The 22614-nt window shown below is 58.9% G+C and carries 24 protein-coding genes and 2 pseudogenes; 19 read left to right on the top strand and 7 right to left on the bottom strand.

The window, feature by feature from the left end; translation table 11 throughout:
• On the top strand, window positions 1-778 hold a 778-nt coding region (locus tag IWW33_RS26560; RefSeq protein WP_231386207.1), incomplete at its 5' end, for a tail fiber domain-containing protein.
• 49 nt (window positions 779-827) lie between these two features.
• Window positions 828-1928 carry an acyltransferase gene (locus tag IWW33_RS26555; RefSeq protein ID WP_196914118.1) on the top strand — a complete coding sequence of 367 codons (1101 nt, stop codon included), beginning with the start codon at window positions 828-830 and terminating at the stop codon, window positions 1926-1928.
• A gap of 50 nt (window positions 1929-1978) precedes the next feature.
• On the opposite strand, the gene IWW33_RS26550 is transcribed toward IWW33_RS26555, so the two are convergent.
• On the bottom strand, window positions 1979-2644 hold the full coding sequence (locus tag IWW33_RS26550) for a hypothetical protein (protein ID WP_196914117.1): 666 nt from the start codon (window positions 2642-2644) through the stop codon (window positions 1979-1981).
• 108 nt (window positions 2645-2752) lie between these two features.
• Between IWW33_RS26550 and IWW33_RS26545 the strand changes: the two genes are divergently transcribed.
• From IWW33_RS26545 to IWW33_RS26510, 8 genes are all read left to right on the top strand, one after another.
• Complete coding sequence (locus IWW33_RS26545; protein WP_196914435.1) at window positions 2753-3196, top strand: structural protein P5; 444 nt, start codon at window positions 2753-2755, stop codon at window positions 3194-3196.
• A complete protein-coding gene (locus IWW33_RS26540) occupies window positions 3193-3702 on the top strand; it encodes a DUF2514 family protein (RefSeq protein WP_196914434.1) in 510 nt (169 codons plus the stop codon). The genes IWW33_RS26545 and IWW33_RS26540 overlap by 4 nt, the downstream gene beginning before the upstream one ends.
• Before the next feature lie 13 nt (window positions 3703-3715).
• Window positions 3716-3928, top strand: coding sequence for a hypothetical protein (locus IWW33_RS26535; protein ID WP_196914433.1), 213 nt, complete (start codon window positions 3716-3718; stop codon window positions 3926-3928).
• Window positions 3929-3952: 24 nt separating this feature from the next.
• The gene (locus IWW33_RS26530; RefSeq protein ID WP_196914432.1) at window positions 3953-4171 is read left to right on the top strand and encodes a hypothetical protein; all 219 of its coding nucleotides are present in this window, start codon (window positions 3953-3955) and stop codon (window positions 4169-4171) included.
• A 74-nt stretch (window positions 4172-4245) separates the two neighbouring features.
• A complete protein-coding gene (locus IWW33_RS26525) occupies window positions 4246-4539 on the top strand; it encodes a hypothetical protein (protein ID WP_119687352.1) in 294 nt (97 codons plus the stop codon).
• Complete coding sequence (locus IWW33_RS26520) at window positions 4536-4799, top strand: hypothetical protein (RefSeq protein WP_196914431.1); 264 nt, start codon at window positions 4536-4538, stop codon at window positions 4797-4799. The genes IWW33_RS26525 and IWW33_RS26520 overlap by 4 nt, the downstream gene beginning before the upstream one ends.
• Window positions 4800-5272: 473 nt before the next feature.
• Window positions 5273-6484, top strand: a complete 1212-nt coding sequence (locus IWW33_RS26515; RefSeq protein WP_174141468.1) for a M24 family metallopeptidase — start codon at window positions 5273-5275, stop codon at window positions 6482-6484.
• 114 nt (window positions 6485-6598) lie between these two features.
• The gene (locus IWW33_RS26510; protein WP_174141469.1) at window positions 6599-7933 is read left to right on the top strand and encodes an MFS transporter; all 1335 of its coding nucleotides are present in this window, start codon (window positions 6599-6601) and stop codon (window positions 7931-7933) included.
• A gap of 4 nt (window positions 7934-7937) precedes the next feature.
• Here the strand turns inward: IWW33_RS26510 and IWW33_RS26505 are convergent, their stop codons facing one another.
• The gene (locus tag IWW33_RS26505; RefSeq protein WP_115275067.1) at window positions 7938-8930 is read right to left on the bottom strand and encodes a GlxA family transcriptional regulator; all 993 of its coding nucleotides are present in this window, start codon (window positions 8928-8930) and stop codon (window positions 7938-7940) included.
• Between the two features lie 156 nt (window positions 8931-9086).
• Here IWW33_RS26505 and pssA point away from each other — a divergent pair, with 156 nt between their 5' ends.
• Together pssA and IWW33_RS26495 are read left to right on the top strand one after the other, a co-directional pair.
• Complete coding sequence (gene pssA, locus IWW33_RS26500; RefSeq protein ID WP_231386206.1) at window positions 9087-10415, top strand: CDP-diacylglycerol--serine O-phosphatidyltransferase; 1329 nt, start codon at window positions 9087-9089, stop codon at window positions 10413-10415.
• Between the two features lie 82 nt (window positions 10416-10497).
• Window positions 10498-11664, top strand: a complete 1167-nt coding sequence (locus IWW33_RS26495) for a GGDEF domain-containing protein (RefSeq protein ID WP_115275065.1) — start codon at window positions 10498-10500, stop codon at window positions 11662-11664.
• Window positions 11665-11767: 103 nt separating this feature from the next.
• On the opposite strand, the gene ppnN is transcribed toward IWW33_RS26495, so the two are convergent.
• Together ppnN and IWW33_RS26485 are read right to left on the bottom strand one after the other, a co-directional pair.
• Window positions 11768-13141, bottom strand: coding sequence for a nucleotide 5'-monophosphate nucleosidase PpnN (ppnN, locus tag IWW33_RS26490; RefSeq protein WP_115275064.1), 1374 nt, complete (start codon window positions 13139-13141; stop codon window positions 11768-11770).
• A gap of 50 nt (window positions 13142-13191) precedes the next feature.
• A complete protein-coding gene (locus tag IWW33_RS26485; protein WP_174141470.1) occupies window positions 13192-14253 on the bottom strand; it encodes a YeiH family protein in 1062 nt (353 codons plus the stop codon).
• Window positions 14254-14363: 110 nt separating this feature from the next.
• Here IWW33_RS26485 and IWW33_RS26480 point away from each other — a divergent pair, with 110 nt between their 5' ends.
• Window positions 14364-15233, top strand: coding sequence for a LysR substrate-binding domain-containing protein (locus IWW33_RS26480; RefSeq protein WP_174141471.1), 870 nt, complete (start codon window positions 14364-14366; stop codon window positions 15231-15233).
• A gap of 22 nt (window positions 15234-15255) precedes the next feature.
• Here the strand turns inward: IWW33_RS26480 and pncB are convergent, their stop codons facing one another.
• A complete protein-coding gene (pncB, locus tag IWW33_RS26475) occupies window positions 15256-16455 on the bottom strand; it encodes a nicotinate phosphoribosyltransferase (protein WP_115275062.1) in 1200 nt (399 codons plus the stop codon).
• Window positions 16452-17102: a nicotinamidase gene (locus tag IWW33_RS26470; RefSeq protein ID WP_039602273.1), complete on the bottom strand. Its 651-nt coding sequence runs from the start codon at window positions 17100-17102 to the stop codon at window positions 16452-16454. The genes pncB and IWW33_RS26470 overlap by 4 nt, the downstream gene beginning before the upstream one ends.
• A 138-nt stretch (window positions 17103-17240) precedes the next feature.
• On the opposite strand from IWW33_RS26470, the gene IWW33_RS26465 reads away from it, so the two are divergent.
• The 6 genes and pseudogenes from IWW33_RS26465 (at window position 17241) to IWW33_RS26445 (ending at window position 21969) form a co-directional block, all read left to right on the top strand.
• Window positions 17241-17945 (top strand): NUDIX hydrolase, encoded by a 705-nt coding sequence (locus IWW33_RS26465; RefSeq protein WP_115275061.1) that lies wholly within the window; start codon window positions 17241-17243, stop codon window positions 17943-17945.
• 134 nt (window positions 17946-18079) lie between these two features.
• The gene (locus tag IWW33_RS26880) at window positions 18080-18337 is read left to right on the top strand and encodes an RHS repeat-associated core domain-containing protein (protein WP_286010437.1); all 258 of its coding nucleotides are present in this window, start codon (window positions 18080-18082) and stop codon (window positions 18335-18337) included.
• Window positions 18338-18454: 117 nt separating this feature from the next.
• Window positions 18455-18973, top strand: a pseudogene (locus IWW33_RS26455) (transposase); the annotation flags it as partial.
• 24 nt (window positions 18974-18997) lie between these two features.
• Window positions 18998-20251 (top strand): aromatic acid/H+ symport family MFS transporter, encoded by a 1254-nt coding sequence (locus tag IWW33_RS26450; protein ID WP_231386205.1) that lies wholly within the window; start codon window positions 18998-19000, stop codon window positions 20249-20251.
• Window positions 20252-20421: 170 nt separating this feature from the next.
• Window positions 20422-20607, top strand: a pseudogene (locus IWW33_RS26960) (acyl-CoA synthetase); the annotation flags it as partial.
• A gap of 42 nt (window positions 20608-20649) precedes the next feature.
• The gene (locus tag IWW33_RS26445; protein ID WP_174141472.1) at window positions 20650-21969 is read left to right on the top strand and encodes an OprD family porin; all 1320 of its coding nucleotides are present in this window, start codon (window positions 20650-20652) and stop codon (window positions 21967-21969) included.
• A gap of 342 nt (window positions 21970-22311) precedes the next feature.
• Here IWW33_RS26445 and IWW33_RS26440 read toward each other — a convergent pair whose 3' ends face one another.
• Window positions 22312-22602 (bottom strand): c-type cytochrome, encoded by a 291-nt coding sequence (locus IWW33_RS26440; RefSeq protein WP_119688893.1) that lies wholly within the window; start codon window positions 22600-22602, stop codon window positions 22312-22314.
• Window positions 22603-22614 lie beyond the last annotated feature (12 nt).

The raw sequence follows: 22614 nt of genomic DNA, 5'->3' as shown, positions 1-22614 counted from the left end.
GCAGGCTGGTTCTACTCTTGAGGCTGTCCGAGAAATATCGAACTACTCGTATCAGTACACTCCGTCACTTGTAACGTCTGGCTTATCCTTCTCTCATGGCATCAGCGACACCGGAACTCAGCGGCTGATTGGATCCTCGACATGGTTTGTTTGCGACATGCTTGGTGGGGCAGAGAGCAATCGCATGGGCGTAAGCCTCGCTTACACCGGCGGCGGGGCAAGTAAGGTCTTCTGCCCTATCGACAGCAACCTTACTGACCTGGGCGGCGTGACAAACCTGTGGAAGGTTGTTCGTGCCGGAACGGGGACCATCAGCACGTCAGATGCTACCCACAAGACTCCGGTGCGAGGCCTTACTGATGAAGAGCTTCGGTGCGGTGATGAACTGTCCCGCGCGATTGGTGCCTACAAATTCCTCGATGCGGTTGAGGAAAAAGGCGCTGAGGCCCGCGATCACATCGGCATGACCGTCCAGAAAGCAATCGAGATCATGGAGTCGCACGGCCTGGATCCGTTCAGCTATGGATTCATCTGCTATGACGAGTGGGAGGAGAAGGTCGAGGTTTCGCCTGCTGTCTACGCTGAGGTTCAGGACGAACAAGGTAACGTCATTCAGGGGGACTTGATCACTCCAGAGATTCGTCGCGTTGTAACGCCTGCGGGGAGCCTGTACTCGTTCCGGGTAGATGAACTGAAAATGTTCATGATGGCCGGCGTGGTGGCTGCGTACGACCGGCGGATCCGTGCGCTGGAGGAAGCTGCAAGCACAAATCAGTGACAATCAGGTACGATGCCGCCCGTACGGCGGCATCTATCTGGAGATCAATGTGTCAGGACGAATCGAATTCGCCAATTCGCTGCGAGGAATCGCCAGCCTGGTGGTCATGCTGGGCCACTATGTGTTTGTTTTTCATGGTTTGCGGGGCGCATATGGCGGGATGACGAAGCTTTCAGAGCCAGTTTTTCCTGCGCTCATGCCTTTTGCGCATCTCGGGATATCGAATTTTGCATTCGGAACATTCGGGGTTGCTCTCTTTTTCCTTGTTAGCGGTTTCGTAATTCCGTTCTCGTTGGAAAAATATTCGAAACATTCCTTCGGGATGTTCAGGTTTATGATTGCGCGGTTCTTCAGGTTGTGGCCTGTTTACTTGTGCGGCTTTGCAATATCTATTGCTTTTCGGTGGATATCTTTTGATGGTAGCTCTATTCAGGATAGCTATACTGCAAAAGATTTGTTCTTGCACGTAACTCTTTTTAGGGATTGGTTTGGCGGCCTTTCTCTTGATGGTATAGTTTGGACGCTTGAGGTTGAGGTTAAGTTTTATATTCTCTCAGCTATTCTTGCATCTTTCACCATGAAGGGTAAGCCTTATGTTGCTATTGTGGCCGGGGCGGCTGCTTTGGCTGGAATGTATTATGCAGTTAAGTTTCCTCAGGGCTGGATGCCGCCTAGTAACTTCCTTTATTCTGCTAAGTTTATTTTGTTCATGACAATCGGGACTCAGTTCTATCTTGTCATGAAAAAAATTATTTCCATGAAAGCAATGCTTGCATATACATTGCTGTCCTTGATTCTGTTTGTGTTAGCAGCTCCTGTTGTTGTTCGAGAAAGCTATGTTCTGGCATTCCTTGTTTTCTCAATATGCTACCTGGCCAGGGAATCGTTTACGGAAAACCGATTTGTTGGTTTCTTTGCTAATATCAGCTACCCGATGTACGCGATGCACGCCGTCTTCGGATATGTATCCATGCGATTAATGATAGATGCTGGCGTTTACAATTACCTTGCTTTGGTCATCCAAATTGGAATCACCTGCGCCGTAGCGTACCTTATTCATCGATACGTAGAGAAACCAAGCCAAAAACTAGGCTCAAGAATATCTCTAATCGAATTGAATGATCGTATTAAACGCAAACAGGTCGCATAAATTTCTTAGATATATTGAGGCCAGCTTATGGCTGGCTTCAGTTATTTGAACTATGTTGGAAGATTGAGTGTTTTATTCCCGTGGCTAGCGTTGTGCATTATGAGTGCCCATGAACCAGCATGAGCCTCATCTGCTCCTAATGATTTAATGTAATCATTGTCTATACTGACAGAAATAGATTTGTCAGAGATTATGCTCTGGCAAAGAAGAATGGACTCTGATGCGGTATAATACATGTTGGCTAAGTCAATGCTGTAACGGTACATGGACTGATTGTCTTTTGGATTACCTCCTCGCGTAAGAAATTCGTTCAGGTAGCTTGACCTATTTATCAGTGACTGTATCGCCGATCTTTGGTGTGCGCTGAACTTGTGAGCTATGTCGTTGTAAAGCCCAGAGATGTACATGGAGCCAATTTTTCTTGGTAGTGATATCTCTAGCTTATCGTCCTTCGTGAGTAATACGTGCATTAACTTTACTGTATTTAACAGTATTTCCTTCATGTTTTTTTCGATCTCATTAACTTCACCGTAGCAACACTCTACTTTGTTTTTTATGGTTCGTTTTTCATTTTTGCCATTTGAATATAGAGAAATGCCGTGGGCAAATGCTGCACCCGCTAGCGTATAAATTAATGGTATTAGCTCATCCACTAAGCTTTTTGTTTTATTCGTGCTCAGGTATGAGAGGCACTTTTGAAAATCATCTATATCCATAACCTGCCTATTTGTCTGTGATTGTAATGTTCAAGTTCAAATGATTAAGTCTATTTGTTAGGCACCACCTGTAGTGGCTATCACAGTATTTTCATTCTGGAGGTAATAATGAGTCAACATTTACCGCGAGGCGTGCGCAATAGAAATCCAGGAAACATCGACTTCAATCACCGCAACGACTGGCAGGGCCAGATCGGCAAGGAGCCTGGTGGTCGCTTCGCTATCTTCGACACCCCGGAGAACGGCATCCGCGCTTTGGGCAAGCTGCTCATCAACTACCGGGGCAAAGACGGTATGCCAGGCGTGGGCGGGAAGGGTATCGATACCGTTCTTGAGACCATCAACCGCTGGGCGCCGAGCAACGAGAACGACACCCAGGCCTACGCTGCAGCCGTGGCCAAGCGCCTGGGCGTGCGCACCACCGACCCGATCAACATCAAGGACCCCGCCACGCTGAAGGGGATGGTGGTCAGCATCATCATCCACGAGAACGGCGGCAATCCGTATTCGCCGGCGATCATCGACGAGGGTGTGCGGAGGGCGCTGGCATGAGCTGGCTCGGCGCGGTACCGGCCTGGTGCTGGTGGCTGGTCGCTCTGGTGCTGGCCGCCGGCGGCCAGCAGTACCGGGTGGTGGTGGCGCAGGGCGAAACCAGCACTGCCCGTAGCGAGCTGGCCGATTACCGTCTGGAGGTTGCAGAGCGCGACCGACGCTCCGCTGCCCAGGACAGACAGAAAGAACAACGCCGCCAAGCAGTGGCGGACGAGGAGGGTGAGAGTGCACGAAAACAACTGGAACTGGCCCAAGGCCGCGCCGCTGCTGCTGAGTCTGCTGCTGGTGGGCTGCGCGGGGAAATCGCTCGACTGCGCGCCGGGCACCGAGCCACCTGCGATACCATCGCTGCCCAGCAGCGCCAGGCAGGAGCCTCTGCCGTCGTGGTGCTCGGGGGATTGCTTGAAGAAGCTGACCGAATGGCGGGAGACCTCTCGACAGCGCTTGAGCGAAGTCGAATAGCTGGGCTAGCGTGCGAGGCGACCTATAATGGTCTGACCAAGTGAGCAGGGCGGCGCGGTGGACAAGCGTACTTTTATTGGACTGGTGGAAGCGGGCGAGCCGCTGATCAAACAGGCTATCGATGCTATGCGGGAGTATCACAAAGCGGAGGACGCCGCCTTGCCTTCGAATGAGGTTCAGCGGTTGCGCCTACTGGCGGATTCGCTGTACCAAGCGGTTATCGATTACCAGTTAATCCAGGCCAGACAGGCACCGTCTACCATTCAGTAATTGCCGCCTCAGAATGGAGCTCCGATGAACCGTAAGCCGACGATCCTATACCCCGATCATCCCATGTACACCAACGCCGTACAGGCATGGAAGCGTTACCATGAGGCGCAGGCTTCGGGTGAGCCAGCGGAAGAGCTGGAGCGTTTGCGCCTAATCGCCGAAGCACAGTCCCAGGCGGTCACCGACTACCAACTTCGTGCTATGGCTGCGGCTCGCGGTGAAGAGCTGCCGCCCGTTCATTAGGCCCGCTGATCGGCAATTGCCCGCAAGGCGCCTGCTCTATACGATACTGTGTTTTTATACAGTATCGGTGCCCCATGTACTTCCTCCTCGTTCGACGCCGCGAGAATGGCGTGGCTATCCCCTCTGATCGCCTCAGGAAGATCAAGCCCCTGCGGGCTGACATCCATATTGGTGACCATCACAGCGAAGTGCTGGGCCGAGTCGCGACCCAAGCGTGGGTGTTCAACCCGACACCTGGGCCGGACATCATCCCGCGCTTGCTCGATGCCAAGGTCAATGGCATGGCCCAACTCGGCATGAACATCAATGGGGTGGAGGAGATCGACGGCGTGATCTACGCGCAGTCGTGGTGGTGCAGGACTGAATGATGAGCGGAATACCACGGGCTTGGCTGGCTGAGCTTGATGACCGGCTTGCCCTCGTCACGGACCCCGACGGACGCGCGGCCGTGCTCAGCGAGATGGCATTCGCCGCGCGCCGGCGCCGGGAAGTTGATGATGGATGCCTGTGCGACATGCTCGAGCTTGCCGAGGCGGCAAGGGTGTGGGCTCTGATTGAGCACGAAGAAGCTTGGGCCATTGGTCTCTTTGGAGAGTCCGAAGCTGACCAAAAGGCGGGTACCAGGTGATCAAGGGGGCCGGCAAGCCGCCCATTTTTTGAGTAGCTATATAAATGAAGGGAATCGGTCGGCAGAACGCCGCGGGCGGGAATGGCAGTGCTGCCATAAAGTTGGCATTACCTAGCCATGCAGGCCCCAAGAGGCCCTAAAGGATGACTTGTCGAAACGATGCAGCCCTTGTGTTTAAAGGGCTGCAAATTTGCCACGCAAGCTGATGGAGCTGGATCGTTTTGATTTGAAATAAACGCGATGACTGGGGCTGCTTTGCAGCCCAATCGCCGGCAAGCCGGCCCCCACAGTTACACCACAAAGCCTGAAGGCGGTGGAGTGCTTGTGGGGGCCGGCTTGTTTGCAATGGGGCAGTGGCCATCGCGCCAATTCCAGGTCGGATAGGTACAAAAGCGTCCTCGTTCGTTCTGCTGCAATGCATCTCAGGCGGCCGGCCTGAAACAGCGTGCTCACAACGACAAGGAACACCGACCATGCAAATGCCCCAGACCCTGAAGATCCGCAACGGCAACAAGGCTAAACCGACCTTTTCCGCACAGGAATACGCCGCCCGCCATGCCCGGCTGCGGGCCTACATGGCCGAGCAGGATATCGAGGCGGCGATCTTCACCTCGTACCACAACGTCAACTACTACAGCGACTTCCTCTACTGTTCGTTTGGCCGCCCTTATGCACTGGTGGTGACCCACGACAAGGTGGTGTCGATCAGCGCCAACATCGACGGTGGCCAACCTTGGCGTCGCACGGTCGGTACCGACAACATCGTCTATACCGACTGGCAGCGCGACAACTATTTTGTGGCCATCCAGCAGGCGCTACCGCTGGCGTCGCGTATCGGCGTGGAGTACGACCACCTCAACCTGCAGAACCATGCCAAGCTCGCTGCCTGCTACCCAAGGGCCGAGCTGCTGGACATCGGTGCGCCCTGCATGCGCATGCGCATGATCAAGTCCGCCGAAGAACAGGCGCTCATTCGCCATGGTGCGCGGGTGGCCGACATTGGCGGTGCGGCGGTGGTCGAGGCGCTGCAGGACCAGGTGCCGGAATATGAAGTGGCACTGCATGCCACCCAGGCGATGATCCGCGAGATCGCCCGCAGTTTCCCCGACAGCGAGTTGATGGACACCTGGACCTGGTTCCAGTCCGGGCTCAACACTGACGGTGCGCACAACCCGGTGACCAGCCGCAAGGTAAACCCGGGCGACATTCTCAGCCTCAACTGCTTCCCGATGATCGCCGGCTACTACACCGCACTGGAGCGTACGTTGTTCCTGGGCCACTGCCCGGACGAGCATTTGCGCCTGTGGCAAGCCAACGTCGAAGTGCACGAGGCAGGGCTCAAGCTGGTGCGCCCGGGCATGCGCTGCTGCGATATCGCCCGCGAGCTGAACGAGATCTTCCTGCGCCATGACCTGCTGCAGTACCGCACCTTCGGCTATGGCCACTCATTCGGCACCCTCAGCCACTACTACGGCCGCGAGGCAGGGCTGGAGCTGCGCGAGGATATCGATACGGTGCTGGAACCGGGCATGGTGGTATCGATCGAGCCGATGATCATGCTGCCCGAAGGGCTGCCGGGGGCAGGGGGCTACCGCGAGCATGACATCCTGATCGTCAATGAAACGGGTGCCGAGAACATCACCAAGTTCCCGTATGGACCGGAGCACAACATCATTCGCAAATGATGACAGGTGCCGGCCTCTGCGCGAATGAAGAGGCCGGCACAAACAACACAATAACAACTAACTGTATGACCTTCAGACCCTGCCTCCAATTAGAAGAACCAGAGGGTATCCGTCATGTCCAGCACCACCCTGAATGCTCCCACCCTCGCCGGTGCCACCCAAGGCGCCGAACGCCAGGCCCTGCGCAAGGCCGCCCGTGCCAGTTTCATGGGCAACTTCGTCGAATGGTTCGATTACGCGGCCTACGGCTACCTGGCGACCATCATCGCCGCCACCTTCTTTCCGCAGACTGACAAGACCAGCGGCCTGCTGGCGACGTTCGCGGTATTCGCCCTGTCCTTCCTTGTACGCCCGCTGGGCGGGGTAGTGTGGGGCCATTTTGGCGATCGCCATGGGCGGCGCAACGCGCTGTCACTGTCGATCCTGATCATGTCGATCTCGACCTTCTGCATCGGCCTGCTGCCGGGGTATGCGCAGATCGGCCTGTGGGCACCGTGCCTGCTGTTGCTGATCCGCCTGGTGCAAGGTTTTTCCGCTTCGGGCGAGTATGCCGGCGCTGCGGCGTTTCTCGCCGAATACGCACCGCCTGGCCGAAGGGGGCTGTACACCAGCATCGTGCCGGCCAGCACTGCGGCCGGGCTGTTGTTTGGTGCAGCATTTGTCGCGGCCTTGCATGAACTGCTCAGCACTGAAGACCTGCACAGCTGGGGCTGGCGCCTGCCATTTTTGCTGGCGGCGCCGTTTGGCCTGGTGGGGCGTTATATCCGCATGAGCCTGCAGGACACACCCAAGTTCCTGGAGATGGAACAGCGGCTGGAAAGCAAGGCTTGCATGACGCCGGCGCCGATCCGCGAACTGCTGAGCCGGCACCGCCGCAGCCTGGCCATCGGTATCGGGGTTACCTGCCTCAATGCTGTGGCGTTCTACCTGCTGCTCAGCTACATGCCCACTTACCTGTCGAATGAAATGGGCATGAGCGAGCGTGACTCGTTCATCGCCTCGACGGTTTCCCTGGCCACATACATCGGCCTGATCTTCCTGATGGGACGCCTGTCTGACCACTTTGGCCGCAAGACCATGCTGGTGGTTGCTTCGCTGCTGTTCCTGGGGTTGACCGTGCCGCTGTTCAAGCTGCTCGATGGTCAGCCCCTGCTGGTGGTCCTGGCGATCCAGATCTTCTTCGGGGCGATGCTGGCGATGAACGACGGCACCTTGCCTTGCCTGCTTGCGGAAATCTTCCCCACCCGCGTCCGTTTCAGTGGCTTTGCCTTGAGCTTCAACCTGGCCAACGCCTTGTTTGGCGGGACGGCACCGTTCATCGCCACCTGGTTGATTCATGTGACTGGTAGCAAACTGGCGCCGGCCGGGTACCTGCTGGCGGCGGCGCTGGTGGCGCTGGTGGCCATGTTGATGTGCCGGGAAACGGCCCATGACGAACTGAAAGACTGAGGTATCAGTGCAACGATGCCTGCCGCCGTTCCCCCAGCGGCGACAGGCCAAAGAAGCGGCTGTAGCTCTTGGAAAAATGCGCCGGCGAACTGAACCCGCATGCCAGCGCCACCTCCCGCACTTGCACGTCGCTGCGCAACAGCAATTCCCGCGCCCGCGACAGCCGCAACTCCAGGTAATACTGGCTGGGCGTGCGCTGCAAATACTTGTGGAACAGCCGCTCTAGCTGGCGCACGGTCACCTCGTTGAGGCTGGCCAGTTCCTCCAGCGCCAGCGGCTCCTCCAGGTTGGCCTCCATGATCGCCACCACTTGGCTAAGCTTGGGCTGGGCACTGCCCAGCAAGGTGCGCAACGGCACGCGCTGTCGCTCGCGCTCGCCGCGCACCCGGTCGCACAGCAGCAACTCGGCCGCCTTGGCGGCGATGTCTTGGCCACCGGCTTCGCGGGCGACCAGTTGCAGCATCATGTCCATCGCCGCAACGCCACCGGAGCAGGTGTAACGGTCGCGGTCCAGTTCGAACAGCTGGCTGGAAATGACGATCCCGGGGAAATGCGTCTGCAGGGCCTCGATGTCCTCCCAGTGGATGGTGCAACGATAGCCTTTGAGCAGGTCGGCTTTGGCCAGCAGGTAGCTGCCGGTACAGATGCCGCCTAGCGGAACGTGCTGGCGGGCCAGTTGGCGCAGCCAGTCGATCAGGGGCCGGTTACCTCGGCTGCGGTCGATCGGGTTGGCCCCGACCACGAACAGGGCATCCAGCGGCGGGGCCTCGGCGATGGCATGGTCAGGCAGGATACGCATGCCATTACTGGCCATCACCGGCGCTTCGCTGGCAGCGAGCAATACGGTGCGGTAGAGGGGGCGGCGGGCTGCCAGGTTGGCCATGCGCAAGGTTTCCACCGCCGACGCCAGGCCGATGGTGGTGAAGTTGGGCAGCACCAGAAAACCGAAGGTCTTGGCTGGGCAAGGCGAGACGATTGCAGAAACGGGGTGGACCATTGCGATCTTCCTGTGCAAGCTGAGGCGTGATTCGTCGGGGGCAGTGAAAAACAGGCCTCGCATGTTTCTTGTTGTTATGGGTCGTTGCCCGGTCGATCTTACACCCCGGCGTGATGGCCAGGAATGGACCTGAATGCAGACAGAAGGTGAAGCTACTTGAACCCCGAATCCATGCTGGCCGCGCTGCCAGGTTTCGCCATCGCGCCGCAGGCCATCGAGGTTCTGCCCGATGCCGCGGCCTATCGCACTCGCTTGCTTGAGCGCATCGGCGCTGCGACCCGGCGCATTGTCATCGTCGCCTTGTACTTGCAGGAGGACGAGGCCGGGCAGGAAGTGCTGGATGCCCTGTACCAGGCCAAGGCGGCGCGGCCGGGCCTGGAGATCGTCATCGTGGTCGACTGGTTTCGCGCCCGCCGTGGCCTGCTGGGCGCCGGGCGTCAGCCGGGCAATGCCGCCTGGTACCAGGCCCAGCGTCAGCTGCGTGGGTTGGACGTGGTTATTCATGGCGTGCCAGTGCAAACCCGTGAGTTGTTCGGCGTGCTGCACCTCAAGGGCAGCGTGATCGACGACTGCGTGATCTATACCGGCGCCAGCCTGAACAACGTCTACCTGCACCGTTTCGACCGTTATCGCCTGGACCGTTACCACCTGTTCCAGTCGCCTGAGCTGGCCGATGCCATGGTCGCCCTGGTGCGGCGGCTGCTGTACCACACTGCAACGCCGCGCCTGGACCTGCCGGCGCCACCGACCAACCGCAGCCTGCGCGGCGATATTCGCCGCCTGCGTGCACGGCTGCGGCGCATGGCGTATGACGCACCGGCTGCCGTTGCAGGGCAGGGCCTGCGGGTGGTGCCGTTGCTCGGCGTTGGCCGTGGCAACCCGCTTAACCGCGCGCTGTGCGCGTTGCTGGCTGCGGCGCGGTCACAGATCATCATCAGCACGCCTTATTTCAACCCGCCCCGGGTGGTGATGCGCGAGATCGACCACGCCCTGGACCGCGGCGTGCGGGTGGAACTGATTGTCGGCCACCGTACGGCCAATGATTTCTATATCGCACCCGGCGAGCCATTCAGCGCCAGTGGCGCGTTGCCCTATCTGTATGAAGACAACCTGCGCGCCTTTGCCCGGCGCCGCCATGCCAGCATTGTCAGCGGCCAACTGGTGGTTCGGATCTGGAACGACCCTGGGCATACCTTTCATGCCAAAGGCGTCTGGGTCGACCAGCGTTACTCGTTGCTGACAGGCAACAACCTCAACCCGCGCGGGTTCAACCTGGACTTGGAGAACGGGCTGCTGATCGACGACCCGCAGGGCGAATGGACGGTGCCGCGGGAAGTGGAACTGGAGGGCATTCGCCGGTTTGCACCGAAGATCGGCTCGGCGCATGAATTGGGCGTCAAGGCAGAGCACCCCAAAGAAGTGCGCAGGTTCTTGCGCCGCTTGCGTTTCAGCCGGCTGGAGCCGTTGATCAAGCGGGTGTTGTGAGCCGTTTTTACCTCTCTGAAAAGTCATGGCAAACGAATACAATCAGCCGTTTTCCACGTTAACCAGACAGGCCAACACTTTCATGGCGCTTGATCCACCCACGATGCTGACCATCACCATCGCCCTGGCTGCCGCCGCAGCCTTGTACCTGGCGATCGAGTGGCGCAGCGTCCGCGAACCCTCGCTGCTGTTCTGGAGCGCGGGTTTCGCTACCATCACCATCGGCTCCACCCTGGCCCTGCTGCGCGGGATCGGCCTGCTGTTGATCGGTATCTGGTTCGCCAACGGTTTGCTGGTGGTGGCGCATGCGTTCTTCCTGCTGGGGGTGCTGCGCTTTACCCAGGCCCGCCTGTCATGGGGCTGGCTGCTGATCGTCGTCGCCTGGTTTGCCTTGCTGCTGCTGCCCGTGGGGCCTCAGTGGTCGAAGGTCATGCTGATGGTCAATTCGCTGCTGGTGGCGCTGCTCACGCTCAAGGCCAGCCTGCTGTTGCGCCCGCACGGCAAATCGTTGAGCGTGGGGGCGGTGCAGTTGCGTTATGTGCTGCTCATCCATGGCCTGTTCTATGTGGTCAAGGCTGTCATCGCGGTGACGCCTGGCACGCTGATCGACCTGGCGACCTTCGGCGGCCTGATCATTCAGGTGTCGCTGGTTGAGGGAGCCATGGCGATCATGCTGATCGCCCTGTCGATGACCGGTACCGTGCGTTATCGCCGTGAAGAGCGGATCGCCCGGCTGGCTGCCCGCGATCCGTTGACGGCGCTGTACAACCGCCGGGCGTTGGAGGTCCGCGCCACGCCCCTGTTAAAAGACGTGAGCCCGGCCCGGCCTGGGGCGCTACTGCTGATAGACATCGACAACTTCAAGCTGGTCAATGACCTGCATGGCCACGCGGCTGGCGACCGGCTGTTGGTCACGCTCAGCGAGATGATCCGTGCGGTGTTGCCGGAGCGGTCACTGGCGGCGCGGCTGGGCGGGGATGAGTTCGTCATCCTGCTCAGCGATGCCAGCAGTGAGCGGGTGGTGGAGCTGGGCGGTGTTTTGCGTAGCCAGTTCCAGCAATTTGCCGAGCAGGCAATGCCGACCCCGCAGGCCGTGACCCTGAGTATTGGCGCCAACCTGTTCGACCATCCGCCGGCGAGCCTGGCGGCGTTGATCGAGCAGGGTGATGTGGCGCTGTATCAGTCCAAGCGTGGCGGGCGTAACAGTATTCGCCTGGTTGACCGCAGCGAGATGAACCCGGTCAGGTAGCGTTTCAACCGGCCCTCACAGGTACCCCGCTGCTCTCAAGCTCAGCGCAAACCCAGTGGGGGCCGGCTTGCCGGCGATGGGCCGCAGTGCGGCCCTGTTGTCTTCAGGTCACAACCTGATAGCAAGGCACATACTCCGCCCCACCCGGCAGCTTCATCCGGTGCTGGTCGACAAACGCCTGCAACAGGCGCCCCAGTGGCTCCAGTACCGCACTGTCCCCGCGGATCTGATATGGCCCGTGCTCCTCGATCAGGCGGATGCCCTTGTCCTTGACGTTACCGGCAACGATGCCGGAAAACGCCCGGCGCAGGTTGGCGGCCAGTTCATGCGGCGGCAGGTCGCGGCGCAGGGCGAGTTCCGCCATGTTGGCGTGGGTCGGGTCGAACGGATGCTGGAAGCCGCCGTCGATCTTCAACAGCCAGTTGAAGTGGAACGCGTCGTTGCGCTCACGGCGGAACTGCTTGACCTCCTTGAGCCCTTCGACCATCTGCCGCGCGACCTCGGCCGGGTCATCGATGATGATCTGGTAGTGGCGCTGGGCGGCCTCACCCAGGGTGGCGCCAACGAAGGCATGCAGTTGCAGCAGGAACGGCTCGGCACTGCGCGGCCCGGTCAGCACCACCGGGAAAGGCAGGTCCTGGTTGTCCGGGTGCATCAGGATGCCGAGCAGGTAGAGGAACTCCTCGGCAGTACCGGCGCCACCTGGGAAGATGATGATGCCGTGGCCGACACGTACGAAGGCTTCCAGGCGCTTCTCGATGTCCGGAAGGATCACCAGTTCGTTGACGATCGGGTTGGGCGCCTCGGCGGCAATGATGCCCGGCTCGGTCAAGCCCAGGTAACGGCTGCCGTGCATGCGTTGCTTGGCATGGGCGATGGTGGCGCCTTTCATCGGCCCCTTCATCACACCTGGGCCGCACCCGGTGCAGATGTCGAGCTTGCGCAGGCCCAGTTCGTGGCCAACCTTCTTGGTGTACTGGTACTCCTCGCTGCTGATCGAATGGCCGCCCCAGCACACCACCATTTTCGGCTCGACGCCCGGGCGCAGGGTGCGTGCGTTGCGCAGCAGGTGGAAGACGTAGTCGGTGATGCCCTGGGAGCTTTCCAGGTCGATGCGCTGGCTGGCCAGCTCGCTTTCTGTGTAGACGATATCGCGCAGGGCGCTGAACAGCATCTCGCGGGTGCTGGCGATCATTTCGCCATCGACGAAGGCATCGGCGGGTGCATTGAGCAGCTCCAGGCGCACGCCGCGGTCTTGCTGGTGGATGCGTACCTCGAAGTCCTTGTAGGCCTCAAGGATGGTCTTGGCATTGTCGACATGGGCGCCGGTGTTGAGGATGGCCAGGGCGCACTGGCGGAACAGGGTGTAGAGGCTACCGGTGCCGGCTTCACTCAGTTGCTGGACTTCACGTTGCGACAGCGTCTCCAGGCTGCCTTTGGGGCTGACGGATGCATTGATGACATGGCGTTGGGGCATCTAAGTCTTTCCTGTGCAGGTAAAACATCCTTCTTTGACAACACCATAAGTCATGCGAAGAGCTTTTGCACACCCAGCGTAATCGCCAGCCCGCCGCCGAGCAGCCACAGGTTGAGAATCGCCCCGGTCACCAGCGCCCGCGGGCCGGCCTGGCGGATCTGGCTCAAGCGTGTCTCCATGCCCAGTGCGGTCATGGCCATGGTCAGGGCGAAGGTGTCCAGGCTGTTGACCGCTTGGGTCACGCTGCCTGGCAATACCTGCAGCGAATTCACCAGCACCAGCGCGAGGAAGCCGAAAGCGAACCAGGGCATGGCGATGCGGCCGTTGCCTTGTGCCTGGCCCGGCAGCCGGGTACGGCTGATCCAGACACCCACCACCAGCAGTACCGGCACCAACAGCATCACCCGGGTCATCTTGACGATGGTAGCGATATGCGTGGCCTCGGGGCTGACATTGCTTGCCGCGCCCACCACCTGGGCAACCTCATGAACGGTGCCGCCCAGGAACAGGCCGGCACCCAGGGTATCGAGGTGCAGCCAGCCGCTGTTGATCAGTAGCGGGTACAGGAACATCGACAGGGTGCCGAACAGCACCACGCTGCCCACTGCCATGGCACTCTTGTGCGGTGCGCTGCGCAGCGCCGATTCGAAGGCCAGCACTGCTGCGGCGCCGCAAATGGCGCTGCCGGCTGCGGTCAACAAGGCGGTATCGCGGTCCAGCTTGAGCAGCTTCATGCCACACCACAGGCCGATCAGCAGGGTGCTGACCACCACCAGCAGCGAGACCGTGAGGCCAGACCAGCCGACTTCGGCGATTTCCTGCAGGCTGACACGCAGGCCGAAGAAGGCCACCGCGATGCGCAGTAGCCCGCGGGCAGAAAAATTGATACCCGCCGCCCAGCTGGCCGGTACGCCATCACGCAGGGCGTTGCCGTAAAGGGCTCCGGCGACGATGCCGACGATCAGCGGGCTGATGCCCAGGTTGGCGATAACGGGCACGGCCGCCAGTTGGGTGACGGCGAACGCGAACAATGCGACGAACAGGATGCCGTTGAGCCGCCCTCGGGTAGAGAGGGTAGGGGCAAAGGCAGGGTTGGACGGTACCGTGGCCATGTGAGTCCTCCGGACGGTGAATCGACAGGGCCTACTTTAATTTGGTTATAAGCTTATAAAAAATCGTAATTCAGGATGGAAAATATCCGTTTAGCTGATATTTTGCATTCATGACCCCGGAACAGCTGATAACGTTTGCCACCGTTGCCGAGCATGGCAACATCAGCCATGCGGCGTTGGCCTTGCATCTGTCGCAGCCGGCTGTCTCTGGCCAGCTCAAGCTGCTGCAGGACGCATTCGGCGAGCCTCTGTACCAGCGTGCCGGCCGCGGCGTGCGGCTTACTGCGGCCGGCGAGCAGCTGCTGGCCCATGCCGAACGCCTGCGTGAAACCTTTCGCCAGGCCCAGGCACTGCGCGACGCCATGCGCGGGCTGGAGCGCGGCACCTTGCGCATCGGTGCCAGCACTACGCCCGCCAGCTACCTGCTGCCTTACCTGATCGCCGACTTCCATGCGCAATACCCCGAGGTGCAGGTGAGCACCTTGCACGGCAATACCGCAGAGATCGTCTCGGCGCTGGGCAATGTGGACATCGCCCTGATCGAAGGCCCGCCCGGGCAGGAGCTGCCTCTGGGCACGGGTGTCACGCCGTGGCGTGAGGACGAAATCGTCGCCATCGTGCCCAGCGCTCACCCGTTGGCCAATCAGGCGGGTCAGACGCTGGAAGCCTTGGGCAGCTACCCCTTAGTGCTGCGTGAAAGCGGCTCCGGGGTTCGGCAGATCGTTGAACGGGCGTTTGCGCGCAGTGGCGTGGCCATGCGCGTAGCCTTGGAAATTGCCGGCGTCGAAGGGGTGAAGGAGGCCGTACGGGCGGGGATGGGCATTGGCTTCGTTTCGGCGATGTCGATCAGGCATGAGGGTGGCGCACTGCAGCGCTTGCATATCGCCCCGCAGCCGTTGGTCAGGCACTTTTCCATCCTGCTGCCGCATGCGGCCACGCCCTCGCGGGCGGCGGCGCGGTTCATGGCGCTGTGTACGTGACAATCATGATATATGACAGTGCTCAAGCCACTTTGAAGACATGTTTAAGGTACGCCACGAAGTTCTCATCGCGGCATTGGGTCTTGCCTGGGCTGTCACTGATCTTGGCTACCGGCGCGCCGTTGCAGGCCGTCATCTTGATCACCATGTTCATTGGCTTGACGCCGGGGATATCGCAGGTCAGGTTGGTGCCGATGCCAAAACTCACATTGATGCGCCCGTGCAAGGCGCGGTACAGCCCAAGCGTCTTGGCGAAATCCAGCCCGTCGGAAAATATCAGCGTCTTGCTTTGCGGGTCGATGCCCAATCTCTGGTAGTGGGCGATGGCCTTTTCGGCCCAGGCCAGCGGGTCGCCCGAGTCGTGGCGCAAGCCATCGAACAGCTTGGCGAAGTACAGGTCGAAATCGCCCATGAACGCGTCCATGGTGATGCAGTCGGTCAGCGCGATGCCCAGCAGCCCACGGTATTCGCGCACCCAGCACTCAAGCGCGGCAGCCTGGCTGTCGACCAGGCGCGGGCCGAGTTGCTGGTGGGCCATGAACCATTCGTGGGCCATGGTGCCGATGGGCTTGAGCTCGTATTCGCGGGCCAGGTGCACGTTGCTGGTGCCGACGAAGCGCCCCGGGAAATCGCGTTTGAGGGTATGTACCACGGTTTCCTGTACACGGTACGAGAAGCGCCGCCGGGTGCCGAAATCGGCTAGCTGCAAGCCCGCCAGCTCATCGGCACTGGCATGGGCCTTGAGCCAGTCCAGTTTCTGGTACAGCCGCTCGCCCACCTGTTCCATCACCACTTCGCGATAGCGGTAGCGGTTGCGTACCTCGCTGATGATCGCCAGCAGCGGGATCTCGTAGAGAATTACATGCAGCCACGGCCCGCGCACGCGGATCGCCAGTTGCCCGGCGTCATCCAGGCCGACCTGGACATAGCGCAGGTTGAAGCGGAACAGGCTGAGGAAGCGGATGAAGTCCGGCTTGATGAACGGGATTTTCTCCAGATACGCCAGTTGGTCGTGGGTGACTGTGACGTCTGCCAGTTGCTCCACCTGATAGCGAATTTCAGCCAGGTAAGGCGAGAGGTCCTCGCCGTTACGGCAGCGAAACTCCCATTCCACTTCGGCGTTGGGGTAGTTGTGCAGCACCGCCTGCATCATGGTGATCTTGTAGAAGTCGGTGTCCAGCAGGTTCTGGACGATGCGTGGGCCGAAAACGCTTTCGCTCATGGGCGGTCTTCCTTGATCAGAGAGAGCTGGTGGTCGAGCGCGGCCTCGTCGCCGCAGAGGATGACGCCCTCGGCTGCCAGTGCGCCGCACGCGCTGATGGCGCCTTCCTGGGTCAGGGCGCGGCAGGCAGGCAAGTACAGGAGTACCTGGAAGCCCGCCTGGCGCAGCTGCCGGGCGGTGGTCTTGACGCAGTAGTCCAGGGCCAGGCCACCGACGATCACCGCGCCCACCTGCTGCACCTTGAGGTATTCGATGACGCCCGTTGAGCGGCGCTCGGCCAGGTCGTGGTAGCAGGCACCGTAAGGGTGCAGGTCGGGTTCGACGCCTTTCCACACGAAGTAGTCGTAATCGATGGGGGCGGGCAGGCCTGGCAGCAGTTCGAAGCCCGGCGTACCTGGCACGCAGTGGCTGACCCAGGTCAGGTCGGCATTGGCCAGCGTCAGCGGTTGCAGCATTTGCCCAGGTTCTGTGACCACCCACGCGGCATTGGCCGGGTGCGCGTCCTTGCTGCCCAGGCGCAGGTCGGCGCGCAGGGCCATGGTGTTGAGGTCGGCGGCGATTTCATTGCCTTCGGGCACCGGCAATTCCTGTGGGGCATTGGCGGTGAAGCCGTTTTGCGCGTCGACATCGAAACTGGCGATTTTCATGGGGCTCTCCTCGCTGGGCTGGTTATATAATTCATCTGGTGATATAAGTGTGTCAAGCACACGTCCTGCAGTTATCGATGCTTGCCCCAGTTAAGCGCTCTGGTGGAATATTGCGTCATTGAGCAGTGGAGCCTTTTAGTGAGTACAGCCGAAGTCCTGGCCAGCGTCGATATCGTCGCGCTGCGCCTGGCCCCCGAAGCCCAGCATCTGCAAGTGTTGTTGCATCGCCGCGAGCGCGAGCCCCATGCCGCTCAGTGGGCTCTGCCCGGCGTGCTCGTCAATGGCCGCACCCCGGACACCAGCCTGGAGGCCGCCGCCGAGCGCGCGCTGGGCGAGAAGGCCCGGGTGCTGCCGCGTTACCTGGAGCAGGTAGGCACCGAAGGCAATGCCTTCCGCGACCCGCGCGGTTGGTCGTTGAGCACCTATTACCTGGCCTTGCTTGACCCTCGGCAGCAGGTCGAAGGTGACCAGTTGGCCTTTTTTGACCTGGACAGTGTGTTGGGCCGCAAGGTGCTGCTGCCGTTCGATCACAACCTGCTGGTGGAGCGCGCCCGCGAGCGGCTGGCGAGCAAGACGGTGTACAGCAGCCTGCCGCTGAACCTGCTGGCCGAGAAGTTCACGGTGCTCGATGCATTGGGGGCGGTGCAGGCGTGCCTGGGCCAGGCCGTGAACAACACCTCGCTGCGCAAGCGCCTGGAGCGCCTGCGTGAGCTGGGTTGGGTGCGTGATACGGGGGAGAAGAATCAGCCGCGGCTCGGCAGGCCCCAGCAGTTGTATCAATATACGCCGCAGGGAGATCGGCCGTTCATGTTCGACCGTAGCTTACTGCCGGAAGGTGCCTGATGGCCTGGACCGTTCTGTGATTGTGAACTTGGCTCACTTATGGCGGACGGGAAGAGCGACCTGATAAAACTGCCAGTGGGCAGTTCGTTGAACTTCGGAGTAGCTTGAATAACTCTGCACAGTCTGACGCCAGAGTGAACGACCTTGATCGAAAACAGACGCTGGCATCGGATGGCGGCGAGACTTGCAAGATAACCTACTCGCCTTATGGCTCTTCCGCTATTGTCCAACGGGCGCCGATGATAGGGTTCGTTGGGCAGAAGCTTGATCCCGCGAGCGGTTTCTATCCGTTGGGCAATGGCCATCGATGGTATGCACCACCAATCAGAAGATTCACCAGCCCTGACGCCTTGAGCCCATTTTGGGCGGTCATGACCCGGGAAGTGGTGTAACTGAACCAACCGAAGGCGCCCTGCGGGCGATAGAGAATGGTCATCGTGGTTCGTGGCTAACGTTGAGTTTGCGGACTTTACCTTAACCAAGAGAACCACGATGACCAAGCCCGCTATGACGCCCACGAAGGGCTCAAGGCGGCTGTTTCCAAGGTATTCAACGCGACCAGGCAGCGCTGCCGTGTGCATTTCATGGGCAATGCCATGGCCCACGTCGGCAAAGGTCACCGCACCATGGTAGCGGCGCTGCTGCGCACGGTCTTCGCCCAGGACAGCCGTGCCGAATGCCATCAGCAATGGCGGTTGGTCGCCGATCAACTGCGCGAAAAGTACCCGAAGATCGCGACGCTCATGGACGGCTGCGAGGATGAAGTGCTGGCTCACATGGCGTTTCCCGAGGCGCACCGGCAGCAGTTACACAGCACCAACCCGCTGGAACGGCTCAACGCTGAAATCAAGCGCCGCACCGATGTCGTGGGGATTTTCCCCAACGATCCGGCCATCACACGGCTGGTAGGCGCGATGTTGCTGGAGCAGAACGACGAGTGGTGCCTGCAAAGACGTTACATGCAGTTGGAGGCCTTCGAAGCGGTCAGCGATAATCCACAAGCCAAGCTGTCAGCTGTGATCAACTAAACGGCGAACTCAATGGCCAGAGCCATGATGAGTTACACCACTTCCTGGGACACGATCCCAGCCATCATGGCTGACATGCAAATTGACGCAACCAGTGCCGGCGTGATGGCTGGCTCAGCACTGTTTGGCACAATGCTGGGGGCAATTTTCTTGGGCACTCTGGCAGACCGTATTGGTCGGCCAAAGATGATCGCAATCTGTGTAGCTCTCTTCAGCATATTCACCGCTGCAGCAGGTTTCACTGACAACCCGCTGACCTTCAGTATCATGCGCTTCATCGCCGGCCTGGGGATCGGCGGCGTGCTGCCTATCTGCACGGCGCAGATGGGAGAGTTCTCGCCCTTGAAAGTTCGCACCCGCCTGGTGACCATCGTTTTCGCGGGCTATTCGGTGGGAGGAATTTTGGTAGCGCTCACTGGTAAGCAACTGATCGAAAGCTACGGTTGGCAATATGTGTTCTACGTGGCAGCCCTACCAGTAGTTTTGATTCCCTTTATACTGAAGACCATGCCCGACTCTATCGGCTTCATGTTGAAACAAGGTCGGGATGACGAGTTGAAAGTCATTGCCCGTCGCCTCCGTCCTGACCTTATGATCAAGGATGACACTCAGCTCGTCGGCAACCCTCAAATTGTCTCTGCCCAAGAGAAGCCTGTACGAAGCCTTTTCCAGGAAGGGCGTGGATACAGCACCGTCATGATTTGGATGGCATTCATGACCGGGCTTTTCATGGTGTACGCGCTCAACTCATGGCTCACCAAGCTGATGGCCATGGCGGGCTTCAGCCTCGGCTCCGCCCTGAATTTTGTTATCGTGTTCAATCTCGGTTCGATCTTCGGTGCAATTTTCGGTGGCTGGCTCAGCGATAAATTCAGCATCAAGCACGTCTTGGTGGTGTTCTACGTAGTGGGCGCGGTTGCACTCACGCTACTGGGTTATACGCGCTCTACTGAACTGCTCTTCGTCGTAGTGTTCATCGTGGGTGCCTCGACGCTCGGTACCCAGCTTCTGGCCTATGCATACGCCGGAGATTTCTATCCCTCCACCATCCGCTCCACTGGGGTCGGCTTTGCGTCGGGCGTCGGTCGCATCGGGGCGATTGTCGCGCCTGTTTTGATTGGTGCACTCGTATCGATGGCCTTGCCTCTGGAGCAGAACTTCATGGCAATCGGTCTCGCCGGACTGATAGGTGCTGTTGCTGTGACCATGATCAACCAATCTCGCGCGGACTCCGCTGTGGTGAGGAAGAAGGCCACTGTTTCACACGATCTGACCTAACCGTAAATCTGAGAGACAGGTTCAAATGCTTACTCATCGCTTGTGCCAATCATCGGTAGGTTCGGGCGAGACGGCTCTACAGCCTGTTGGGGAGCAGTCGAAGTGATAAGCAAAGGATTGCATGAGCTGCATGGCCGGAATTATCGTTTCTCGTTTAATTAAAGCCGGGCCATGTCCAACCCTCGGAGCGTGCAATCATTGAGTTCTGTCAGGAGCGATTCGCGCGGTTTAAGTGTCCTCGTCGAGTGATTGTCCAAGAGCTTCTAAAAACTGCAACTGGCAAGGTTCAGAAATGCATGCTTCGAGAGTTGGCCGGAAGTCGGGATGCAATCACTGGATTGGTGATAAATGGTTAATTCGTCAGCAGCGCTTTGATCCTATCCAAGGGCAGAATCTACATGAGGCGCTGGTGGGCGGCTCATGCTCAAGCACACAACAAGAACAAGGTGCCTGTGATGTCTATTTTTTCTCAAAAATCGTTGGTTTGTTCGGTAGTACTGTTAGTCGCGCCTTATGCTTCTGCCGCGTTCGTGGACGACTTCAAAGGCAATTTCGAGCTTCGGAATTTCTATTACAATCGCGATTTTCGCAATGATGGAGCTGCGCAGTCCAAGCGCGATGAGTGGGCACAAGGCTTTATTCTGAACCTGCAGTCTGGCTTCACAGAAGGGCCAGTGGGTTTCGGTATCGATGCCATGGGCTTGTTGGGGGTTAAGCTTGACTCTAGCCCTGACAGAACGGGGTCTGGGCTGCTTGCCTACGATTCCGGCAGGAATGTGGAAGACGAGTACGGAAAATTTGTGGCTACCGCTAAAGCGAGGGTAGGCAAGACTGAGTTGAGGGTAGGAGGGGTGAATCCTCTAATGCCTCTCCTCTGGAGCAATAATAGTCGCCTACTGCCTCAGGTTTTTCGCGGGGGGTCTTTGACCGTCAACGATATCGATAAATTGACGGTAACGGCTATCAGGGTAAACGCCGTGAAGCAGCGTAATTCCACCGATTTCGAATCCCTCACAGCTACTGGCTATGCTCCGGTTGAGGCTGATCACTATAACTACATGGCATTGGACTTCAAGCCAGCAAAGGACATGACATTCAGCTTGCACGCCGCCGAGCTTGAAGACCTCTACAAATCCTACTTCGCGGGGATTAAAGTTATCCAGCCAGTTTCGGAAGGCAATGTGATCGCGGATGTTCGCCTGTTCGATGCTAGCGAAACCGGCTCCAAAAAATTAGGTGAGGTGGACAACCGGACGCTGAGTAGCTATTTCGCCTACAGCATTAAAGGGCACACCATCGGCGGCGGTTACCAAAAGGCTTGGGGCGACACGCCATTTGCGTTTGTAAACGGCACAGATAGCTACCTATTCGGCGAATCGCTGGTCAGCACATTCACTGCCCCCAACGAGCGCGTCTGGTTCGCGAGGTATGACTTTGACTTCGCTGCTTTGGGTGTGCCTGGCTTGCTGTTTACCACCAGGTACATGAAAGGGGATGATGTTGATCCTACTCTGCTGACAAGCCGCCAAGCCGCTTCTCTGCGTCTAAACGGGGACGATGGCAAAGAATGGGAGCGGGTCACTGACATCTCTTATGTCATCCAGAGTGGGCCTGCAAAGGGCGTTTCGTTCCAATGGCGTAACTCTACGAACCGATCGACCTATGCGGATAGCGCTAATGAAAATCGATTGATCATGCGTTATACCTTTAACTTCTAAAGTGGTGTAACGGGCCGAACCTGCTAATCGGCCCTTTCCACATCATCCCCAGTCGAAGGCTTCGTTCCCTCCTGTGGAATTGATCCAGCGGCTCGTGAAAAGCGAGGTGCAGGCGCTTCATGGAGAACGCCATCAAGGAGAAGCTGCATATCAGTTATTTCTCAAGCGGCGAGGCGTTCGTCCCGTAGAGGCTTTGGGACGATAAGTCACCGGAACACCAACGCTGGGAATTGCGGGGGAAGGCACCCTTTGCCCAAGTGATGCTCGATAGATGCTTTGGGTGCTCTACTTCAGCGTTGCCTACAGAAATGACTCTTTTCAAAGCACAGCTCCTTTCAGTCCTCAGCGAGACATCCAGCCTATCGTTGCCATGAGGTCTTCGTCGCTGCAGTCACTGCAGAGTCCACGTGGTGGCATGACACTCAATCCTTTCACCACATTTTTGAGCAGTACGTCTTGCCCTTGAGCAAGGCGGGGTTTCCATGCAGTGGTATCACCTTTTTTGGGCGCGTTTGGGAGTTGTCCGTTGTGGCACATGGCGCAGGATTTTGCGAATACGACCTCAGGCTCTTGAGCCGCTTGGGCAGTAGCAATCATGAAGGCTGTCAGGGTAATCAGCAGTGTTTTTTTCATAGGTGATCTTCT

The organism is Pseudomonas sp. M2 (genome assembly GCF_015751845.1).
Classification (GTDB): Bacteria; Pseudomonadota; Gammaproteobacteria; order Pseudomonadales; family Pseudomonadaceae; genus Aquipseudomonas; species Aquipseudomonas putida_E.
Note: the sequence above shows the minus strand (reverse complement) of the source record. Positions and strands in the feature narration are given on the sequence as shown.

Bases quoted from the DNA above. Each gene is read 5' to 3' on its own strand.
- IWW33_RS26525 (WP_119687352.1), top strand. From the start codon at position 4,246: ATGTACTTCCTCCTCGTTCGACGCCGCGAGAATGGCGTGGCTATCCCC.
- IWW33_RS26450 (WP_231386205.1), top strand. From the start codon at position 18,998: ATGATGAGTTACACCACTTCCTGGGACACGATCCCAGCCATCATGGCT.
- IWW33_RS26505 (WP_115275067.1), bottom strand. From the start codon at position 8,930: ATGGTCCACCCCGTTTCTGCAATCGTCTCGCCTTGCCCAGCCAAGACC.
- IWW33_RS26440 (WP_119688893.1), bottom strand. From the start codon at position 22,602: ATGAAAAAAACACTGCTGATTACCCTGACAGCCTTCATGATTGCTACT.
- IWW33_RS26540 (WP_196914434.1), top strand. From the start codon at position 3,193: ATGAGCTGGCTCGGCGCGGTACCGGCCTGGTGCTGGTGGCTGGTCGCT.
- ppnN (WP_115275064.1), bottom strand. From the start codon at position 13,141: ATGCCCCAACGCCATGTCATCAATGCATCCGTCAGCCCCAAAGGCAGC.
- IWW33_RS26510 (WP_174141469.1), top strand. From the start codon at position 6,599: ATGTCCAGCACCACCCTGAATGCTCCCACCCTCGCCGGTGCCACCCAA.
- IWW33_RS26550 (WP_196914117.1), bottom strand. From the start codon at position 2,644: ATGGATATAGATGATTTTCAAAAGTGCCTCTCATACCTGAGCACGAAT.
- IWW33_RS26480 (WP_174141471.1), top strand. From the start codon at position 14,364: ATGACCCCGGAACAGCTGATAACGTTTGCCACCGTTGCCGAGCATGGC.
- IWW33_RS26445 (WP_174141472.1), top strand. From the start codon at position 20,650: ATGAGGCGCTGGTGGGCGGCTCATGCTCAAGCACACAACAAGAACAAG.
- IWW33_RS26485 (WP_174141470.1), bottom strand. From the start codon at position 14,253: ATGGCCACGGTACCGTCCAACCCTGCCTTTGCCCCTACCCTCTCTACC.
- IWW33_RS26545 (WP_196914435.1), top strand. From the start codon at position 2,753: ATGAGTCAACATTTACCGCGAGGCGTGCGCAATAGAAATCCAGGAAAC.
- IWW33_RS26495 (WP_115275065.1), top strand. From the start codon at position 10,498: ATGGCGCTTGATCCACCCACGATGCTGACCATCACCATCGCCCTGGCT.
- IWW33_RS26520 (WP_196914431.1), top strand. From the start codon at position 4,536: ATGATGAGCGGAATACCACGGGCTTGGCTGGCTGAGCTTGATGACCGG.
- IWW33_RS26470 (WP_039602273.1), bottom strand. From the start codon at position 17,102: ATGAAAATCGCCAGTTTCGATGTCGACGCGCAAAACGGCTTCACCGCC.
- IWW33_RS26530 (WP_196914432.1), top strand. From the start codon at position 3,953: ATGAACCGTAAGCCGACGATCCTATACCCCGATCATCCCATGTACACC.
- pncB (WP_115275062.1), bottom strand. From the start codon at position 16,455: ATGAGCGAAAGCGTTTTCGGCCCACGCATCGTCCAGAACCTGCTGGAC.
- IWW33_RS26515 (WP_174141468.1), top strand. From the start codon at position 5,273: ATGCAAATGCCCCAGACCCTGAAGATCCGCAACGGCAACAAGGCTAAA.